General features: G+C 67.7%; 19 protein-coding genes. 15 read left to right on the top strand and 4 right to left on the bottom strand.

All coding sequences use genetic code 11. From position 1 onward, the window contains the following. Positions 1-15 precede the first annotated feature (15 nt). The 8 genes from ACSQ89_RS01820 to ACSQ89_RS01855 all read left to right on the top strand — a co-directional run bounded on the left by ACSQ89_RS01820 (position 16) and on the right by ACSQ89_RS01855 (position 8,230). A complete protein-coding gene (locus tag ACSQ89_RS01820) occupies positions 16-1,131 on the top strand; it encodes a BMP family ABC transporter substrate-binding protein (protein WP_436292378.1) in 1,116 nt (371 codons plus the stop codon). Positions 1,132-1,156: 25 nt separating this feature from the next. Continuing rightward, positions 1,157-2,236, top strand: a complete 1,080-nt coding sequence (locus ACSQ89_RS01825) for an ABC transporter permease (protein ID WP_436292379.1) — start codon at positions 1,157-1,159, stop codon at positions 2,234-2,236. Next, positions 2,233-3,153 (top strand): ABC transporter permease, encoded by a 921-nt coding sequence (locus ACSQ89_RS01830; protein WP_436292380.1) that lies wholly within the window; start codon positions 2,233-2,235, stop codon positions 3,151-3,153. The genes ACSQ89_RS01825 and ACSQ89_RS01830 overlap by 4 nt, the downstream gene beginning before the upstream one ends. Before the next feature lie 15 nt (positions 3,154-3,168). Continuing rightward, positions 3,169-4,173, top strand: coding sequence for a formamidase (locus ACSQ89_RS01835; RefSeq protein WP_436292381.1), 1,005 nt, complete (start codon positions 3,169-3,171; stop codon positions 4,171-4,173). Continuing rightward, positions 4,170-4,868 (top strand): biuret amidohydrolase, encoded by a 699-nt coding sequence (gene biuH, locus ACSQ89_RS01840; protein WP_436292382.1) that lies wholly within the window; start codon positions 4,170-4,172, stop codon positions 4,866-4,868. Before ACSQ89_RS01835 ends, biuH begins: the two co-directional genes overlap by 4 nt. Before the next feature lie 8 nt (positions 4,869-4,876). Beyond that, positions 4,877-6,475: an ABC transporter ATP-binding protein gene (locus ACSQ89_RS01845; RefSeq protein ID WP_436292383.1), complete on the top strand. Its 1,599-nt coding sequence runs from the start codon at positions 4,877-4,879 to the stop codon at positions 6,473-6,475. Positions 6,476-6,820: 345 nt separating this feature from the next. Next, positions 6,821-7,486, top strand: coding sequence for a cysteine hydrolase family protein (locus tag ACSQ89_RS01850; RefSeq protein ID WP_436292384.1), 666 nt, complete (start codon positions 6,821-6,823; stop codon positions 7,484-7,486). 9 nt (positions 7,487-7,495) lie between these two features. Continuing rightward, positions 7,496-8,230, top strand: coding sequence for a GntR family transcriptional regulator (locus tag ACSQ89_RS01855; protein ID WP_093104251.1), 735 nt, complete (start codon positions 7,496-7,498; stop codon positions 8,228-8,230). Positions 8,231-8,319: 89 nt separating this feature from the next. Here the strand turns inward: ACSQ89_RS01855 and ACSQ89_RS01860 are convergent, their stop codons facing one another. Beyond that, on the bottom strand, positions 8,320-9,123 hold the full coding sequence (locus tag ACSQ89_RS01860; RefSeq protein WP_093104249.1) for an exodeoxyribonuclease III: 804 nt from the start codon (positions 9,121-9,123) through the stop codon (positions 8,320-8,322). Positions 9,124-9,136: 13 nt separating this feature from the next. Here ACSQ89_RS01860 and pyrE point away from each other — a divergent pair, with 13 nt between their 5' ends. From pyrE to ACSQ89_RS01880, 4 genes are all read left to right on the top strand, one after another. Next, on the top strand, positions 9,137-9,829 hold the full coding sequence (gene pyrE / locus ACSQ89_RS01865) for an orotate phosphoribosyltransferase (RefSeq protein ID WP_093104248.1): 693 nt from the start codon (positions 9,137-9,139) through the stop codon (positions 9,827-9,829). Between the two features lie 23 nt (positions 9,830-9,852). Further along, on the top strand, positions 9,853-10,515 hold the full coding sequence (locus ACSQ89_RS01870; RefSeq protein ID WP_436292385.1) for a DUF4124 domain-containing protein: 663 nt from the start codon (positions 9,853-9,855) through the stop codon (positions 10,513-10,515). A gap of 62 nt (positions 10,516-10,577) precedes the next feature. Continuing rightward, the gene (locus ACSQ89_RS01875) at positions 10,578-11,198 is read left to right on the top strand and encodes a shikimate kinase (protein WP_436292386.1); all 621 of its coding nucleotides are present in this window, start codon (positions 10,578-10,580) and stop codon (positions 11,196-11,198) included. Next, positions 11,174-11,374, top strand: a complete 201-nt coding sequence (locus ACSQ89_RS01880; protein WP_093104243.1) for a hypothetical protein — start codon at positions 11,174-11,176, stop codon at positions 11,372-11,374. Before ACSQ89_RS01875 ends, ACSQ89_RS01880 begins: the two co-directional genes overlap by 25 nt. A gap of 47 nt (positions 11,375-11,421) precedes the next feature. Here the strand turns inward: ACSQ89_RS01880 and gatB are convergent, their stop codons facing one another. The 3 genes from gatB to gatC are packed head-to-tail and all read right to left on the bottom strand — an operon-like array spanning position 11,422 to position 14,688. Continuing rightward, positions 11,422-12,900 carry an Asp-tRNA(Asn)/Glu-tRNA(Gln) amidotransferase subunit GatB gene (gene gatB / locus ACSQ89_RS01885; protein ID WP_436292387.1) on the bottom strand — a complete coding sequence of 493 codons (1,479 nt, stop codon included), beginning with the start codon at positions 12,898-12,900 and terminating at the stop codon, positions 11,422-11,424. Position 12,901: 1 nt separating this feature from the next. Next, positions 12,902-14,392: an Asp-tRNA(Asn)/Glu-tRNA(Gln) amidotransferase subunit GatA gene (gene gatA / locus ACSQ89_RS01890; RefSeq protein WP_436292388.1), complete on the bottom strand. Its 1,491-nt coding sequence runs from the start codon at positions 14,390-14,392 to the stop codon at positions 12,902-12,904. Next, a complete protein-coding gene (gene gatC / locus ACSQ89_RS01895; RefSeq protein ID WP_093104238.1) occupies positions 14,389-14,688 on the bottom strand; it encodes an Asp-tRNA(Asn)/Glu-tRNA(Gln) amidotransferase subunit GatC in 300 nt (99 codons plus the stop codon). The genes gatA and gatC overlap by 4 nt, the downstream gene beginning before the upstream one ends. A 204-nt stretch (positions 14,689-14,892) precedes the next feature. Between gatC and ACSQ89_RS01900 the strand changes: the two genes are divergently transcribed. The 3 genes from ACSQ89_RS01900 (at position 14,893) to mreD (ending at position 17,491) form a co-directional block, all read left to right on the top strand. Next, positions 14,893-15,936 carry a rod shape-determining protein gene (locus ACSQ89_RS01900; protein WP_028249609.1) on the top strand — a complete coding sequence of 348 codons (1,044 nt, stop codon included), beginning with the start codon at positions 14,893-14,895 and terminating at the stop codon, positions 15,934-15,936. 74 nt (positions 15,937-16,010) lie between these two features. Then, positions 16,011-16,973 (top strand): rod shape-determining protein MreC, encoded by a 963-nt coding sequence (gene mreC / locus ACSQ89_RS01905; protein WP_436292389.1) that lies wholly within the window; start codon positions 16,011-16,013, stop codon positions 16,971-16,973. Beyond that, positions 16,970-17,491 carry a rod shape-determining protein MreD gene (gene mreD / locus ACSQ89_RS01910; protein WP_093104235.1) on the top strand — a complete coding sequence of 174 codons (522 nt, stop codon included), beginning with the start codon at positions 16,970-16,972 and terminating at the stop codon, positions 17,489-17,491. Before mreC ends, mreD begins: the two co-directional genes overlap by 4 nt. Positions 17,492-17,494 lie beyond the last annotated feature (3 nt).

Below are 17,494 nucleotides of genomic sequence, written 5' to 3' on the forward strand. Positions count from 1 at the left end.
CTTCCAGGAGCAACCATGAGCCAGTTCAACCGCCGCGATTCCCTCAAGTCCCTCGCCGCACTTGCCTCCGCCACCACGCTCGGCGGCTGGAGCGCGCTGGCGAGCGCGCAGAAGCCGCTGACCGTGGGCGTGATCTACGTCGGCCCGCGCGACGACTACGGCTACAACCAGGCGCATGCGCAGGCCGCGGCCGAGCTCAAGAAGATGCCCGGCATCAAGCTGGTGGAAGAAGAGAACGTGCCCGAGACCGCGGCCGTGCAGAAGACCATGACCGGCATGATCGCGCAGGACGGCGCCAAGCTGCTGTTCCCCACCTCCTTCGGCTACTTCGATCCGCACATCCTGGCCGTGGCACCGAAGAACCCCGACGTGCGCTTCTCGCACTGCGGCGGCCTCTGGTCCGAAGGCAAGCATCCGAAGAACGCTGGCAGCTTCTTCGGCTACATCGACGAGTGCCAGTACTTGAACGGCGTGATCGCCGGCCACATGACCAAGAGCAACAAGATCGCCTTCGTCGCGGCCAAGCCCATTCCGCAGGTGCTGCGCAACATCAATGCCTTCACCATGGGCGCGCGCTCGGTCAAGCCCGGCATCACCTGCAGCGTGATCTTCACCGGCGACTGGTCGATGGCCGTCAAGGAAGCCGAGGCCACCAACAGCCTGGCCGACCAGGGCTGCGATGTCTTCACGATGCACGTCGACGGCCCCAAGGTGGTGGTCGAGACCGCGGCCAAGCGCGCCAAGATGGTCTGCGGCTACCACGCGAGCCAGGCCAAGCTGGCGCCCAACGCCTACCTCACCGGCGCCGAGTGGAACTGGCTCACGGCCTACAAGACCATCATCGAAGCGGCGCAGGCCGGCAAGCCGCATCCCAACTTCCTGCGCGGCGGCTTGAAGGAGGGCTACGTGAAAACCTCGACCTACGGACCGATGGTGAGCGACGCGGCCAAGAAGAACGCCGACGAGATCAAGGCCAAGATGATCGCCGGGACTTTCGACATCTTCCAGGGCGGGTTGAAGGACAACAAGGGCGTGGTCGTCATTCCCGCCGGCAAGGCGCTCAAGCAGACCGACCTCGAGCTCGAGAAGATGAACTACCTCGTGGAAGGCGTCGTCGGCTCGATCGGCTGATCCATCCGCTGCTCGCGAGCCGACGATGCCCAACGCATTGAAAGAATCCGCCCTCCCGGTGTTCGCCATCGCGGCGGCGCTGCTGCTGTTCGGCGTTTTCGTCTGGTTCGCCGGCGTGAGTCCGCTGGAGGTCTGGGTCATCCTCTTCAAGGGCGCCTTCGGCGACTGGTTCTCGTGGCAGAACACCTTGCAGCGCGCCGCGCCGCTGATGCTCACCGCGCTGTGCGTCGCGATCCCCGCGCGCGCCGGCCTGGTCGTGATCGGCGGCGAGGGCGCGCTGGTGCTGGGCGGCCTGGCCTGCGCGGCCTTGCCTTATGCGCTGCCGCTGCCGGGCAATGCGATCGGCACCGTAGCCCTGTGCCTCGCCGGCGCGCTGGCCGGTGCGCTGTGGATCGCGCTGGCCGGCTGGTTGCGCCAGTACCGCGGCATCAACGAAACCATCAGCAGCCTGCTCTTGGCCTATGTCGCCATCGGGCTTTTCAAGCATTGGGTCGAGGGCGCGCTGCGCGATCCTGCCAGCCTCAACAAGCCGGCCACGCGCTCGCTCGCGGAGGGGCTGGCCATCGGCGGCGTCGGCGGCTCGGACGTGCATTGGGGGCTCGCGATCGGCATCGTGGCCTGCGTGGCCTCGGGGCTGTGGCTGCGCGCCACGGCCTCGGGCTTTGCGGTGCGGGTGGTGGGCGGCAATCCGCGCACCGCGCAGCTGGTCGGGCTGCCCGCGAACCGGCTGATCCTCGCCGCTTGCGGCCTCGGCGGCGCCTGTGCCGGCGTGGCCGGCGCGGTCGAAGTCGCGGCGGTTCACACCAACGCCAACGCCTCGCTGATCGCGGGCTACGGCTATGCCGGCATCCTGGTGTCCTTCATTGCGCGCCACAACCCGGTGGCCGTGATTCCGGTGGCGATCTTGTTCGGCGGCTTCGGCGCCGCGGGCAGCCTGCTGCAGCGGCGGCTCGGCCTGCCCGATGCGTCGGTGCTGGTGCTGCAGGGCATCGCCTTCGTGCTGATTCTTGCGAGCGAGGGGCTGCGCATGGTCGACTGGAAGACGCTGCTCAAGAACCGCATGCCGCGTCCCGCCGAGCCGCAGATGCGCAAGGAGCCGGTATGACCGCCGACCAATGGATCGCACTTGTGGCCGGCATCGTCGGCGGCGCCTTGCGCGTCGGCGCACCTTTTCTCTTCGTGAGCCTCGGCGAATGCCTGACCGAGAAATCGGGCCGCATCAACCTCGGCCTCGAAGGCGTGCTCGTGCTGTCGGCCATGGCCTCCTTCGGCGGCGCCTGGCTCACCGGCTCGGCCTGGCTCGGCGTGCTGATCGGCGCCGTGGCCGGTGCGCTGCTGGCGCTGCTGCATGGCCTCTTGTGCTCGCTCGACCGCGTCAACGACGTTGCGACCGGCATTGCGCTGATGCTGCTCGGCACCGGGCTCGCGTTCTACCTCGGCAAGCCGCTGATCCAGCCGCAGGCGCCGCAGCTGCCGGCGATTCCGCTCGGCGACTGGAGCGACAACCCGGTGGTGCGCTCGGCGCTGCAGGTCAACGCTCTGGTGCCGATCGGCATCGCGCTCGCGCTGCTGCTGTGGTGGGCTTTTGCGCGCACGCGCATCGGCTTGCTGGTGCGCATGGCGGGCGACTCGGCCAATGCAACGCGTGCGCTCGGCTATTCGGTCGCGGGGCTGCGCATCGCGGCCACCACGGCGGGCGGCTTTATCGCCGGGCTCGGTGGAGCCTCGCTCACGCTCTTCTATCCGGGCAGCTGGAACGAGGGCATCTCGAGCGGGCAGGGGCTGATCGCAGTGGCGCTGGTCATCTTCGCTCGCTGGAGTCCGCTGCGCTGCATCGGCGCGGCGCTGCTCTTCGGCGGTGCCGGCGCCATCGGGCCGGCGCTGCAATCGATCGGCGTGGGCTGGGGCTACCACCTCTTCAACACGGTGCCCTATGTGCTGACGCTGGTGATCCTGGTGCTGACCTGCAAGCCGGGCAGCGTGGCGGCAGGCAGTCCCGGCGAGCTGTCGTCGACCCGCTGAGAAAGGAACCAAGCGATGAGCGGTCTGGGTGGTCTCAACAAATCGGAGAACGGCGTCGTGCTCGGGCTGGTGCAGCTGCAGCTGCCGGTCGTCAAGACCAAGGCCGATCTCGCGGCGCAGACGCAGCGCATCTGCGAGCTGGTGGCCAAGGCGCGGCGCAACCAGGGGACCATGGACCTGGTGGTGTTCCCGGAATACGCGCTGCACGGCCTTTCGATGGACACCGCGCCCGAGATCATGTGTTCGCTCGACGGGCCCGAGGTGGCGGCCTTCAAGAAGGCCTGCATCGACAACAGGATCTGGGGCTGCTTCTCGATCATGGAAGCCAACCCCGGCGGCAATCCCTACAACAGCGGCCTGATCATCGACGACCAGGGCGCCCTGCGCCTCTACTACCGCAAGATGCATCCGTGGGTGCCGGTCGAACCCTGGGAGCCCGGCAACATCGGCGTGCCAGTGTGCGACGGGCCCAAGGGCAGCAAGCTGGCCCTGATCATCTGCCACGACGGCATGCTGCCTGAGATGGCGCGCGAGGCCGCGTACAAGGGCGCCGAGATCATCGTCCGCACAGCGGGCTACACGGCGCCGATCCGCCATGCCTGGCGCATCACCAACCAGGCCAACGCCTTTTGCAATCTCGCGTACACCGCGAGCGTCTGCATGTGCGGCAGCGACGGCACCTTCGACTCGATGGGCGAGGGCATGTTCTGCAACTTCGACGGCACCGTGCTGGTGGAGGGCGGCGGCCGGCCCGACGAGATCATCACCGCCGAGCTCCGGCCCGACCTGGCGCGCGAGGCCCGCACCGGCTGGGGCGTGGAGAACAACATCTACCAGCTCTACCACCGCGGCTACGTCGCGGTGAAAGGCGGCGCACAGGACTGCCCCTACACCTACATGCAGGACATGGCGGCCGGCCGCTACAAGCTGCCGTGGAGCGATGAGGTGAAAGTGAAGGACGGCAGCGGCTTCGGCTTCGAGTCGCCGGAGCGCAGCTACAAGGGACCGGAGGCCCTATGAACGAACGCTACGTCGCGGCCGAGCCCTATCGCTGGCCCTACAACGGCGCACTGCGGCCCGACAACACCGCGCTGATCGTGATCGACATGCAGACCGATTTCTGCGGCAAGGGCGGATACGTCGACGTGATGGGCTACGACCTGTCGCTCGTGCAGGTGCCGATCGCGCCGATCGCGCGCACGCTGGCGCGCCTGCGGCCACTCGGCTTCCACATCATCCACACGCGCGAGGGCCATCGTCGCGACCTGGCCGACCTGCCGGCCAACAAGCGCTGGCGCTCGCGCCAGATCGGCGCCGGCGGCGTGGGCATCGGCGACGACGGCCCCTGCGGCCGCATCCTGGTGCGCGGCGAGCCGGGCTGGGAGATCATTCCCGCGCTTGCGCCGATCGAGGGCGAGGTGGTGATCGACAAGCCCGGCAAGGGCTCCTTCTACGCCACCGATCTCGAGCTGGTGCTGCGCACGCGCGGCATCGAGAACCTGATCCTGGCCGGCATCACGACCGACGTGTGCGTGCACACGACGATGCGCGACGCCAACGACCGCGGCTTCGAATGCCTGCTGCTGTCGGACTGCACGGCCGCGACTGACCACGGCAACCATCTCGCAGCCTTAAAAATGATCACGATGCAGGGCGGCGTGTTCGGCGCGCACGCGCATTCGGGCGCGCTGCTCGATGCGTTGGCTTCGATGTGAGGCAGAGCATGGCCGATGCCTCACTTCAACCCATCGGCGCGCTGCCGGCCGCCACCGGCGCGCTCGCGCTCGACACCTACCAGCTGACCAAGCGCTTCGGCAGCTTCACCGCGATGGACAGCGTCACGATGCGGGTCGAGCCCGGCACGGTGCATGCGCTGCTGGGCGAGAACGGCGCCGGCAAGAGCACGCTGGTCAAGTGCGTGGCGGGCTACCAGCGCGCAGAGGAGGGCAGCATCCTGATCGATGGGCGCGAGCAGGAGATCGCCAACCCGGTGGTGGCGCGCGCGCTCGGCATCGGCATGGTCTACCAGCACTTCACGCTGGCGCCCGGCATGACGGTGGCCGAGAACCTGTTGCTGGCCGGCGGCAAGACGCCGGCCTTGATCGACTGGAAACGCAAGCGCGCCGAGCTCGAGGCCTTTCTGGCCACCACGCCCTTCAGTCTCCACCTCGACCGGCGGCCCTCCGAGCTCGCGGCCGGCGAGAAGCAGAAGCTGGAGCTCCTGAAGCAGCTCTACCTGAAGCCGCGCCTCCTGATCCTCGACGAGCCGACCTCGGTACTGACCCCGCAGGAGGCCGACGAGGTGCTGGGCCATGTGCGCGATTTCGCGCAGAGCGGCCTGTGCACCGTGCTCATCATCACGCACAAGTTCCGCGAGGTGATGGCCTATGCCGACAGCGTGACGGTGCTGCGGCGCGGGAAAGCCGTGCATCACTGCCGCGTGGCCGACACCGACCCCCGCCGGCTGGCCGCCGCGATGATGGGCGAAGGCGAGGCTCCGCCGCCCGAGAGCGACACCGCAGCGCCGGTCGGCCGGGCGCTGCATGCGATGAAGGAGACGGCGGCGGACGCGCTCATCGCCTTGCAGGTCGAGGGCCTGCAGGCGCAGGGCGACCGCGGCACGCTGGCCGTGCACGACCTGAGCCTCGCCGTGCGCGCGGGCGAGATCCTCGGCGTGGCCGGCGTCTCGGGCAACGGCCAGCGCGAGCTGGTCGAGGCGCTGGTCGGACAGCGCCCGCGGCTCGCAGGCCGCGTGACCGTGATGGGCGAGCCCTACGCTGCACGGCGCGAGGAGAACCGGCGCCTGAAGCTGCGCAGCCTGCCCGAGGAGCCCTTGCGCAACGCCTGCGTCGGCGATCTCAGCGTGGCGGAGAACATGGCGCTGCGCGACTTCGACCAGCCGCCGCTGGCGCGCGGCGGCGTGTTGAATTTTCCGGCCTGGCGCAGCCGGGCGCGCGAGTGGATTGCCGAGTACGGTGTGAAGACCCAGGGCGAGGGCGCGCCGATCCGCAGTCTCTCGGGCGGCAATGTGCAGCGCGCCGTACTGGCCCGCGAGCTGGCCGGCGACATCAACGTGCTGATTGCCGCCAATCCCGTGTTCGGGCTGGACTTCGCCGCCGTGCGGGAGATCCACGGCCGCATCGTGCAGGTGCGGCAGAAGGGCGGCGGCGTGCTGCTCATCAGCGAAGACCTCGACGAGCTGCTGGAACTGGCAGACCGGATCGTCGTGATGAGCGAAGGACGGATCGTGTTCGAAACCTCCGCGGCTTCTGCGGAGCGGCATGTGTTGGGAGCGCATATGGGTGGGGGGCATCACGCATGAGTGCGGTCTTGCTTTTGCTCCCTCCCCCTTTGGGGGAGGGTTGGGGTGGGGGCCCTTGGGCCTTTGAACCGTCGCTGTTCCTTGCTGGGGCCTGGAGCCGGGTCTCGCCCCGGCGGGCGACTCACTTTCTTTTGCTTCGCCAAAAGAAAGTAAGCAAAGAAAAGGCGACCCCACTGTGCGTGTCCCCTGCGCTTCGCTCCGGGGCAACCTGCGATGCTCGCTTCAGGCGGCCGAGCGAAGCGAATGCCTCAGGCTCTGGTGCCCAACCAAGCGCAACGCTCAAACAAGGGCCCAGCGCCCCCACCCCAACCCTCCCCCGGAGGGGGAGGGAGTAAAGCCAAGTCCATGCAGATAGACGCCAACCCCTTCGCCTACGAGTTCGAGCTGGACAGGACAGCCCTCGTCATCATCGACATGCAACGCGACTTCGTCGAACCCGGCGGCTTCGGCGAGACCCTGGGCAACGATGTCTCGCTGCTCCAGGCCATCGTCCCTGCGACACAGTCGGTCCTCCATGCGTGGCGAAAAAAGGGCGGCCTCGTCATTCACACGCGCGAAGCCCACCGCCGCGACCTCGCCGACTGCCCGCCGGCCAAGCGCAACCGCGGTAACCCGGTGCTCCGCATCGGCGACACGGGCCCCATGGGCCGCATCCTGGTCGCCGGCGAACCTGGTAACCAGATCATCGATGCGCTCGCACCCGTCGATGGCGAGATCGTGATCGACAAGCCCGGCAAGGGCGCCTTCTATGCCACCGGCCTGCAGTCCATGCTGCAGCAGCGCAGCATCCGCAAACTGATCTTCATGGGCGTCACCACCGAAGTCTGCGTGCAGACCAGCATGCGCGAGGCCAACGACCGCGGCTACGACTGCCTGCTGCTGGAAGACTGCACCGAGAGCTACTTCCCCGCCTTCAAGACGGCGGCCATCGAGATGATCCGCGCCCAGGGTGCGATCGTCGGCTGGACCGCGCCGAGCACCGCGTTGCTCGGTGCGCTCGGCAACCACTAACATCCCTGCGTGTCCACCGTTCGATCCCGCTCCCTTCCTTCCCAGCCTGCAGCCGAGGGCACGGCCGCGTTCCGCACCCGCGCCGACGAGGTCTACGCGCAGCTCAAGCGCGACGTGGCCGAGTTCAGCCTGGTGCCGGGCGACCGCTTCACCGAGAACGAGATCAGCGAGCGCCTCGGCGTCTCGCGCACGCCGGTGCGCCAGGCGCTCTTCAGGCTGCAGCAGGAGGGCTTCGTCGAGGTGCTGTTCAGGAGCGGCTGGCGCGTGCTGCCCTTCGACTTCGACCAGTTCGAACAGCTCTACGACCTGCGCATGGTGCTGGAGACCACCGCGGCGCACCGGCTCTGCGAAACCGACCGGCGCGTGGATCGCAGCCTGCTCGATGCGCTGGCCGACATCTGGCTGGTGCCGGTGGCGCAGCGCAGCGCGGACGGCGTGCAGGTCGCGCAATGGGACGAGGCCTTTCACTGTGCGCTGGTCGCGGCCGCGGGCAATGCGGAGATGGCGCGCGTGCATCGCGACGTGACCGACCGCATCCGCATCATTCGCCGGCTCGACTTCACCAAGCAGCCGCGCATCGACGCCACTTACGAGGAACACGGCAAAATTCTCAAGGCGATCCGCGCCAACCGCGGCGACCAGGCCGCGATGCTGCTGCGCGCCCACATCGAGACCAGCCAGGCCGAGGCGCGCAAGATTACGCTGCACCAGGTCTATATGGCAAAGAACGCCGGACGCCGATAGGCATGCCTCATTCCAGGGATACCGCGGAACCGGCTTCGCCGGGCTGCTGGTATCGCCCCCGGCGAGGGGGGTGGCCTGGGGGAGAGCCTTTACAGAGTGAACTCGTAGTCCACCGTGATCGGCGCGTGGTCGCTGAACTTGATGGTCTTGAAAATCTGCTCGCTGCGCGCGAGCTGGGCGGTCTTCGGCGTCGCCAGGTGGTAGTCCAGCCGCCAGCCCACGTTCTTGGCATAGGCCTGGCCGCGGTTGCTCCACCAGGTGTAGGCCTCGTCGGTGGTGTCGGGCTTGAGCATCCGGTAGACGTCGACCAGGCCGGCGCCCTCCGCGCCGGCGTCGAGCAGCTTCGTCATCCAGGCGCGCTCCTCGGGCAGGAAGCCGCTGTTCTTCTGGTTGCCGCGCCAGTTCTTGAGGTCGATCTCCTTGTGCGCGATGTTGATGTCGCCGCAGAGGACGAACTCGCGCTCGGCCTTGAGCGCGATCAGGTGCGGGAAGAAGCCCTTGAGAAAACGGTACTTCGCCGCCTGCCGCTCCTCCCCCGAGGAGCCGCTCGGAAAGTAGCAGCTGATGACCGAGAACTTGCGCTTGGGCGTATCGAAGCGCAGTTCGAGGTAGCGGCCTTCGGCATCGAACTCCTTGTCGCCCCAGCCCACCACGACCTCGCTGGGCTCGTGCTTGGTGTAAACCGCAGTGCCGGCGTAGCCCTTCCTCTCCGCAAAATGGAAGTGGCCCTTGAGACCGGCCATGGCCTCGAACCGGCCTTCGATATCGCTGGCCTGGACGCGGATTTCCTGCATGCAAATACAATCCGGCGCCAGTTCGGCAACCCAGTCGGCGACGCCTTTGGTCGCGGCCGAGCGCAGGCCATTGAGGTTGAGGCTGGTCAGTTTGAACACAAGGACGTTCCCGATGGCTGAAGAGGTGACAGAGGTGGGAGAGGGCGGTGCGCTGGCGCAGGCCTTCGTGCAGTTCGCGCTCGAATCGGGGGTGCTGCGCTTCGGCCAGTTCAAGACCAAGGCCGGCCGCATGAGCCCCTACTTCTTCAACGCGGGCCTGTTCGACGACGGCGCCAAGCTCGCGCGGCTCGCTGGATTCTATGCAGACCGGCTGATCGCGAGCGGCCTGGACTTCGACATGATCTTCGGCCCGGCCTACAAGGGCATCCCGCTCGGCGCCACGGTGGCCGCCGAACTCGCCCGGCGCGGCCGCAACGTGCCCTTTGCCTACAACCGCAAGGAAGCCAAGGACCACGGCGAGGGCGGCACGCTGGTCGGCGCGCCGCTCAAGGGCCGCGTGCTGATCGTCGACGACGTGATGTCGGCCGGCACTGCGGTGCGCGAGTCCATCGCCGCCATCCAGAGCGCCGGCGCCACCCCGCACGCGGTGGCCATCGCGCTGGACCGGCAGGAGAAGGCGACCGAGAACGGCATCGATGTGGCGCACAGCGCCGTGCAATATGTCCGCAACCAGCTCGGGCTGCAGGTGGTAGCGATCGCGACGCTTGACGACTTGTTACATTACCTCTCGGGCCGCGCGGACGACGAGCTGCGCGCCCACCGGGAGGGAGTGCTGGCATACAGGGCGCGCTACGGCGCGGGTTGATTCCACTGTTTGAAGGACCGACGTTGGCGCGCATCCTCACTCGCATCGCTTCTCTGGCCCTCTTGCTGGCGGGGGCCGGTGTGGTCCCTGCGCAACCGGCGCCGGCCGCGAGCTCCGGCATCTACAGCTGCGTCGACGCCCGGGGGCGCACCCTCACCTCCGACCGCCCGATCGCCGACTGCAGCGATCGCGAACAACGCGAACTGAGCCCGAGCGGCTCCGTGCGGCGCAAGATCGAGCCCACCTACACGGCACGCGAGCTGGCCGAGCGCGAGGACCGCGAGCGCCAGGCGCAGCTGCAGGCGGCGCGTCTGATCGAAGAGCGCCGCCGCGAACGCGCGCTCCTGATCCGCTATCCCAATGCCACCGCGCACGACCGCGAACGCGCCGAGGCGCTGGTCCAGATCGATGCAGTGATCAACGCCGCCAAGAAGCGCCTGGGCGAGCTGGCCGAGGAGCGCAAGAAGATCGACGACGAGTTGGAGTTCTACAAGAAGGATGTCAGCAAGGCGCCGGATTCCCTGCGCCGCAAGCTCGACGACAACGGCAAGAGCGTCGCGGTACAGAACCGCTTCATCGGCGACCAGGAAGACGAGAAGAGGCGCGTCAACGCGCGCTTCGACGAGGAGCGCGGGCGCCTCAAGCCGCTGTGGGCGGGCAATGCGCCTGCGACCACGGCGCGCTGAGCCGGCGCGCAACCGAACGGGCACGATGACTGCGCATTGACCTTCGTCACCGCGCACAAGCAGTGATACCTGTTGTTCACCTCGTTGGCCCCGGGGGCGCCGGGAAGACGTCCGTTGGGATCTCCCTGGCAGGGCGGCTGGGCTGGCACTTTGTCGACCTCGACCAGCGCTTCATGGCATGTGAAGGCGACATCACTGCCTGCATCGAGGCACACGGCTACGCGGGCTATGCCAGGCGGAACGTATCTACCTACCTCCAGACGAAGAGCGCCCTCGCAGCACCCGCTGTGTGTGCGCTTTCATCTGGTTTCATGACGTATCCAGCGGATGTCGATACGCGATACCCGGCGCTTCGCAGTTCCATCGAATCCGACGCGCTGACCGCGCTTCCGCTACCAGCGTTCGACTTGGAGACGTGTGTCGACTTCATCGTGAAGAGACAGCTGTCGAGGCCGTATTTGTCCGGCAACAGGGCGAATGAAGAGTCGCGCATCCGCGCGCGGTTTCCAAGATTCATGGCGTTGCAATGCACGCGTTTTCGCAGTGATGCGGAGCCGGACCATACTGCGTCGCAAATCGAACGGTTCGTGAGGGCGCGCAGGCCGATCGTGTCGCACGCCACTCATCACTCAAGTTACTTCGAGCGCAATTCACAATCATGGAACCCACCAGACTCAAAGTAGGCCAGCCCATCACGCCAGAACAATTCGAAGAACTGTCCGACGAGCAGCTGGAGCGCCTGGTCCCGCGCGCATACCGGGAGTTCTTCCCGGGCAAAGACTTCTGCACGGACGGCCACTTCTACCTGCACGACGGTACTGCATGGAGCTTCTACCGAGCAGGCTTCCTCGATGAGTAGCGGGGCCACAGGCGACCGTCGAGCCCGCCCGGCATCGGCTTCCTGGTTCAGCCCAGCTTCGCCTTCAACAGCGCATTGACCTGCGCCGGATTGGCCTTGCCCTGGCTGGCCTTCATGACCTGGCCGACCAGCGCGTTGAAAGCCTTGTCCTTGCCGGCGCGGTATTCGTCGATGTTCTTCTGGTTGGTGGCCAGCACGCCGTCGATGATCTTCTCGAGCTCGCCGGTGTCGCTCATCTGCTTCAGGCCCTTGGCCTCGATGATCCGGTCTGCGTCATCGCCTTCGCCGGTCCAGAGCGCATCGAAGACCTGGCGCGCGGCGTTGTTCGACACCGTGCCGTCGCTGATGCGCTCGATCAGCTTCGCGAGTTGCGCGGCCGTCACCGGTGCTTCGCCGATCGCGATGTCCTGCAGGTTGAGGCGGCGCGCGATCTCGCCGGTGATCCAGTTGCTCGCCAGCTTGGCGTTGGCGCCGGCGGCCACCGCGCTCTGGAAGTAGCGGGCCAGCGCGGGGCTCTGGGTGAGCTGCGTGGCGTCGTAGTCCGACAGGCCGTGCTCGCGCACGTAGCGCTCGGCCATCGCGCGCGGCAGCTCGGGCATGTCGGCGCGCACGCGCTCGATCCATTCGGCCGCGATCGCCAGCGGCGGCAGGTCCGGGTCGGGGAAGTAGCGGTAATCGGCCGCGTCTTCCTTGGTGCGCATGGCGCGTGTCTCGCCGGTGTCGGGATCGAACAGCACCGTGGCCTGCTGGATAGCGCGGCCGTCCTCGATCTCGCCGATCTGCCAGCGGATCTCGTAGTCGATCGCCTGCTGCATGAACTTGAAGCTGTTCAGGTTCTTGATCTCGCGCCGCGTGCCCAGCGGCTGGCCGGGCCGGCGCACCGAGACATTGGCATCGCAGCGGAAGCTGCCTTCCTGCATGTTGCCGTCGCAGATGCCGATCCAGGTCACGATCTTGTGCAGCTCGCGCGCATAGGCCACGGCCTCGGCGGTGGAGCGCATGTCGGGCTCGGTCACGATCTCCAGCAGAGGTGTACCGGCGCGGTTCAGGTCGATGCCCGACTGGCCGACGAAGTCCTCGTGCAGCGACTTGCCGGCGTCCTCTTCGAGATGGGCGCGCACCAGGCGCACGGTTTTCTTCTCGTCGCCGAGAAAAAACGACACCGATCCGCCCTGCACGACCGGAATCTCGTACTGGCTGATCTGGTAGCCCTTGGGCAGGTCGGGATAGAAGTAGTTCTTGCGCGCGAACACGCTGCGCGGTGCGATGTGCGAGCCGAGCGCGAGCCCGAGCTTGATGGCGCGCTCGACCGCGCCCTTGTTCATCACCGGCAGCGTGCCGGGCAGCGCGAGGTCGACCGCCGAGGCCTGGGTGTTGGGCTCGGCGCCGAAGGCGGTGGAGGCGCGGCTGAAGATCTTGCTCGCGGTCGAGAGCTGGGCATGGGTCTCGAAGCCGATGATGACTTCGTAGCCTTGCACCAGCGGGCCGGTCGGGCGGCCTTCCTGCATCTGTTCGAAGGAGTTCATGTCAAAAGCCCTCCGGCGTGCGGCGGTGCCAGTCGGTCGCCTGCTGGAAACGGTGCGCCGCGTTCAGCAGCTTCGCCTCGCCGAAATAGTTGCCGATCAATTGCAGGCCGACCGGCATGCCGCCGTCGAAGCCCACCGGCAGGCTCATGCCGGGCAGGCCGGCGAGCGAGCCCGGCAGCGTGAAGATGTCGGCCAGGTAGTCGGCCACCGGGTCGCCGCCGTGTTCGCCCAGCTTCCAGGCGACCGTGGGCGCGGCCGGGCCGGCGATCACATCGCACTGCGCGAAAGCCTGCTGGAAATCGTCGGCGATCATGCGGCGCACCTTCTGCGCCTGCAGGTAGTAGGCGTCGTAGTAGCCGTGCGAGAGCACGTAGGTGCCGATCATGATGCGGCGCTTGACCTCGTCGCCGAAGCCTTCCTCGCGCGTCTTGGCGTACATGTCGGCCAGATCGCGGTAGTTCTTGGCGCGATGGCCGAACTTGACGCCGTCGAAGCGGCTCAGGTTGCTCGACGCTTCGGCCGCCGCAATGATGTAGTAGACCGGGATCGACAGCTCGGTGCGCGGCAGCGTGACCTCGACGCGGCGGGCGCCGAGCTTTTCGTATTCCGCCAGCGCGGCGTCGATGGCCGCGCGCACGCCGGGGGCGACGCCTTCGCCCAGGAACTCCTTCGGCACGCCGATGCGCAGGCCGTCGAGCGAATCGGTGAGGGTGCGCGAAAAATCCTCGGCTGGCTTGTCCAGTGAGGTCGAATCGCGCTCGGGGTCGGGTCCGCACAGGGCCGACAGCAGCAGCGCGCAGTCTTCGGCCGAGCGCGCCAGCGGCCCGGCCTGGTCGAGGCTGGAGGCGAAGGCGACCATGCCGTAGCGCGAGGCGCGGCCGTAGGTCGGCTTGATGCCGGTCACGCCGCAGAAGGAGGCCGGCTGGCGGATTGAGCCGCCGGTGTCGGTGCCGGTCGCGGCCGGCGCCAGGCGCGCGGCCACCGCGGCAGCGCTGCCGCCCGAGGAGCCGCCGGGAATGCGCGTCGTGTCCCACGGGTTGCGCACAGGCACCGCGCGGTCGAAGCCGACGGCCGGCACCGCGACGTTCTCGTTGGCCGAACCCATCGCGAATTCGTCGCAGCTCAGCTTGCCGAGCGTGACGGCGCCGGCTTCGGCCAGCTTGCGCACCACGGTGGCATCGAAGGGCGAGCGGTAGCCGGCCAGGATGCGCGAGCCCGCGGTGGTCGGGAAATCGGCGGTGACGAAGATGTCCTTGTGCGCGATCGGCACGCCGGCCAGGGCCGGGGGCTTGCCGGCGGCGAGCAGGGCGTCGGCGGCGCGGGCCTGGGCCAGCGTCACGTCCTCGTCGAGGGCGACGAAGCTGCCAAGATCCTGGTGCTGCTTGATGCGCGCCAAGTGGTGTTCGGCGGCCTCGACCGCCGACACCTTGCGCTCGCGCAGGGCCGCGGCCAATTCGGCCACCCCCATCTGGTGCAGGTCGGCGGCGCTCATTCGATCACCTTCGGCACCAGGAACAGGCCGTTCTCGACCGCCGGCGCGCTGCGCTGGTTGGCCTCGCGCCGGTTCGGTTCGCTCGCCACGTCCTCGGCCAGCCGGAGCGTCACATCCTCGAAGGCGGCCACGGGGTGGGCCAGCGGCTCCAGGCCGGCGGTGTCGACCGCGCGCATCCGCTCCACCAGTTCGAAGAAGCCGTTGATCTGGCCCAGCATGCGCTCGCTCTCGTCGGGGGCAAGCTCCAGCCTGGCGAGCGATGCGATGCGCGCAATATCGGAGGAAGTGAGTGACATCGAAAAAAGAAGGCCGCCACACGTCGGAAGGGTGCGCCAGCGCTGGGATACAGAGGGGATTCGGGTATTATCCCGCCTTTGCCGCAACCCCCGCGAACGCGACGGCATTTGCTGCAAAAACGATCCAACCACCCCGTCAAAAAACGACCCAGCAAGAGGGCGACGACATGCCGACGCGCATGCCGTGCTCCAGAGGATTCCACAATGTTTGGAGCTTTTCGTCGGTACTTTTCTACCGACCTCGCGATCGACCTCGGCACCGCGAACACCCTGATCTTTGCGCGCAACAAGGGCATCGTGCTCGATGAGCCCTCGGTCGTGGCCATCCGCCACGAAGGCGGCCCGCACGGCAAGAAGGTGATCCAGGCCGTGGGCCGCGAAGCCAAGGCCATGCTCGGCAAGGTGCCCGGCAACATCGAGGCCATCCGCCCGATGAAGGACGGCGTGATCGCCGACTTCGTGATCACCGAGCAGATGATCAAGCAGTTCATCAAGATGGTGCACCCGCGCTCGCTGCTCACGCCCAGCCCGCGCATCATCATCTGCGTGCCCTGCGGCTCGACCCAGGTCGAGCGCCGCGCCATCAAGGACGCCGCCGAAGCCGCCGGCGCCACCTCGGTCTACCTGATCGAGGAACCCATGGCCGCCGCGATCGGCGCCGGTCTGCCGGTGTCCGAAGCCAGCGGCTCGATGGTGGTCGACATCGGCGGCGGCACCACCGAGGTCGGCGTGATCTCGCTCGGCGGCATGGTCTACAAGGGCAGCGTGCGCGTCGGCGGCGACCGCTTCGACGAGGCCATCATCAACTACATCCGCCGCAACTACGGCATGCTGATCGGCGAGCCGACGGCCGAAGTCATCAAGAAGAGCATCGGCTCGGCCTTCCCCGGTTCCGAAGTCAAGGAAATGGAAGTCAAGGGCCGCAACCTCAGCGAAGGCGTGCCGCGCAGCTTCACCATCAGCAGCAACGAAGTGCTGGAGGCGCTGACCGATCCGCTCAACAACATCGTTTCGGCGGTCAAGAACGCGCTGGAGCAGACCCCGCCCGAGCTGGGCGCCGACATCGCCGAGCGCGGCATGATGCTGACCGGCGGCGGCGCGCTGCTGCGCGACCTCGACCGCCTGCTGGCCGAGGAAACCGGCCTGCCGGTGCTGGTGGCCGAAGACCCTCTGACCTGCGTGGTGCGCGGCTGCGGCATCGCCCTGGAGCGCATGGACAGGTTGGGAAGCATCTTCACCAGCGAGTGATGCACACTTTGCACATTTGGCCGGCCCGTGTCAGCATCGGCCGGCTTTTTTCCATCTAACGCGCAGCTCACACCATGCCCCTGGGCACGCTGGATCGCACCGCGCCACCCCTGTTCAACCAGGGGCCTTCGGCGCTCAGCAAGCTGATCTTCTTCAGCGCGCTCGCGCTGTTCCTGATGGTGGCCGACGCGCGCTTCAACATCGTGCAGCCGCTGCGCGCGGGCATCGGCGCGGTGCTCTATCCCATCCAGTGGCTGGCGCTCAAGCCGGTGCAGCTCGCGATGGGCGGCGGCCGCTACCTGGAAGACCTGCAGACTGCGCAAAGCAAGGAGGCGGAGGCCCGCAAGGCGCTCGCGCTGCAGTCCGAACGCGCGAGCCAGGCCGACACCCTGGCGCAGGAGAACGCGCGGCTGCGCGCTCTGCTCGAACTGCGCCAGGCCACGCAGACGCCGGGCCGCGCGGCCGAGGTGCTCTACGACGCCGCCGATCCCTACACCCGCAAGCTGGTCATCGACCAGGGGCTCACCAACGGCGTCGCGGCCGGCTCGCCGGTGATCGACGAGCACGGCGTGGTCGGGCAGGTCACGCAGGTCCAGCCTTTCAGCAGCGAGATCACGCTGGTGATCGACCGCGACCTGTCGATTCCCGTGCAGAACGTGCGCACCGGCGCGCGCAGCGTGGCCTTCGGCGATGCCAGCGCCCACGGCGGCGGGCTCGAGCTGCGCTTCATGGCGGCCAATGCCGACCTGCAGGAAGGCGACCTGCTCACCACCAGCGGCGTCGACGGCGTCTACCCGCCGGGCCTGCCGGTCGCCAAGATCGACCGCATCGAGCGCCGCGCCGACACCGCTTTCGCGCGCATCCACTGCGTGCCGCTGGCCCATGTGACGGCCGCGCGCTACGTGCTGGTGCTGGCGCCCACGGGCGTGCAGGCGCCGAAGCCGGTGCCGGCCGCACCGGCGGATGCCGCGGCGGGCAAGAAGAAGGGCGACAAGTCCGCCGCCAAGCCTGACAAGAAGGAGGGCCGAACCCGATGATCATGCGTCCCGGCCAGCAGCAGCTCCTGCTGCCCGTCAGTCCCCTCTTCATGTGGGCGAGCCTCATTGCGGCCCTGCTCGTCAACATGATTCCGATCGGTCGCGCCGCCTGGACGCCCGACCTGCTGGCGCTGGTGATCGTGTTCTGGAGCGTGCACCAGCCCGCGCGCATCGGCATCGGCGCGGCCTTCATGTTCGGTCTCCTGATGGACGTGCATCAGACGGCCATGCTGGGCCAGCATGCGCTGTCCTACACCACGCTCGGTTTCTTCGCGATCATGATCCACCGGCGCCTGCTCTGGTACCCGGTGGTCTCGCAGGCCTTGCAGGTGCTGCCGCTGTTCGCGCTCTCGCACCTGATCGAAGTCGCGATCCGGATGATCGGCGGCGGCATCTTCCCGGGCTGGACGATCCTGATCTCGCCGGCCATCGAGACCGCCCTGTGGCCGCTAGTGAGCCTGGCGCTCCTTGCGCCGCAGCGCCGCACCCCCGAGCCCGATGCCAACCGCCCCCTGTGAAGA

The organism is Variovorax sp. LjRoot175 (genome assembly GCF_964253805.1).
Lineage (GTDB): Bacteria > Pseudomonadota > Gammaproteobacteria > Burkholderiales > Burkholderiaceae_C > Variovorax.

Excerpts from the sequence above, each read along its gene's own strand:
- gatC (WP_093104238.1), bottom strand. The coding sequence starts at position 14,688 with ATGTCACTCACTTCCTCCGATATTGCGCGCATCGCATCGCTCGCCAGG.
- ACSQ89_RS01880 (WP_093104243.1), top strand. The coding sequence starts at position 11,174 with ATGGAACCCACCAGACTCAAAGTAGGCCAGCCCATCACGCCAGAACAA.
- biuH (WP_436292382.1), top strand. The coding sequence starts at position 4,170 with ATGAACGAACGCTACGTCGCGGCCGAGCCCTATCGCTGGCCCTACAAC.
- ACSQ89_RS01835 (WP_436292381.1), top strand. The coding sequence starts at position 3,169 with ATGAGCGGTCTGGGTGGTCTCAACAAATCGGAGAACGGCGTCGTGCTC.
- ACSQ89_RS01900 (WP_028249609.1), top strand. The coding sequence starts at position 14,893 with ATGTTTGGAGCTTTTCGTCGGTACTTTTCTACCGACCTCGCGATCGAC.
- ACSQ89_RS01820 (WP_436292378.1), top strand. The coding sequence starts at position 16 with ATGAGCCAGTTCAACCGCCGCGATTCCCTCAAGTCCCTCGCCGCACTT.
- pyrE (WP_093104248.1), top strand. The coding sequence starts at position 9,137 with ATGGCTGAAGAGGTGACAGAGGTGGGAGAGGGCGGTGCGCTGGCGCAG.
- mreD (WP_093104235.1), top strand. The coding sequence starts at position 16,970 with ATGATCATGCGTCCCGGCCAGCAGCAGCTCCTGCTGCCCGTCAGTCCC.
- ACSQ89_RS01850 (WP_436292384.1), top strand. The coding sequence starts at position 6,821 with ATGCAGATAGACGCCAACCCCTTCGCCTACGAGTTCGAGCTGGACAGG.
- mreC (WP_436292389.1), top strand. The coding sequence starts at position 16,011 with ATGCCCCTGGGCACGCTGGATCGCACCGCGCCACCCCTGTTCAACCAG.
- gatB (WP_436292387.1), bottom strand. The coding sequence starts at position 12,900 with ATGAACTCCTTCGAACAGATGCAGGAAGGCCGCCCGACCGGCCCGCTG.
- ACSQ89_RS01825 (WP_436292379.1), top strand. The coding sequence starts at position 1,157 with ATGCCCAACGCATTGAAAGAATCCGCCCTCCCGGTGTTCGCCATCGCG.
- ACSQ89_RS01830 (WP_436292380.1), top strand. The coding sequence starts at position 2,233 with ATGACCGCCGACCAATGGATCGCACTTGTGGCCGGCATCGTCGGCGGC.
- gatA (WP_436292388.1), bottom strand. The coding sequence starts at position 14,392 with ATGAGCGCCGCCGACCTGCACCAGATGGGGGTGGCCGAATTGGCCGCG.
- ACSQ89_RS01845 (WP_436292383.1), top strand. The coding sequence starts at position 4,877 with ATGGCCGATGCCTCACTTCAACCCATCGGCGCGCTGCCGGCCGCCACC.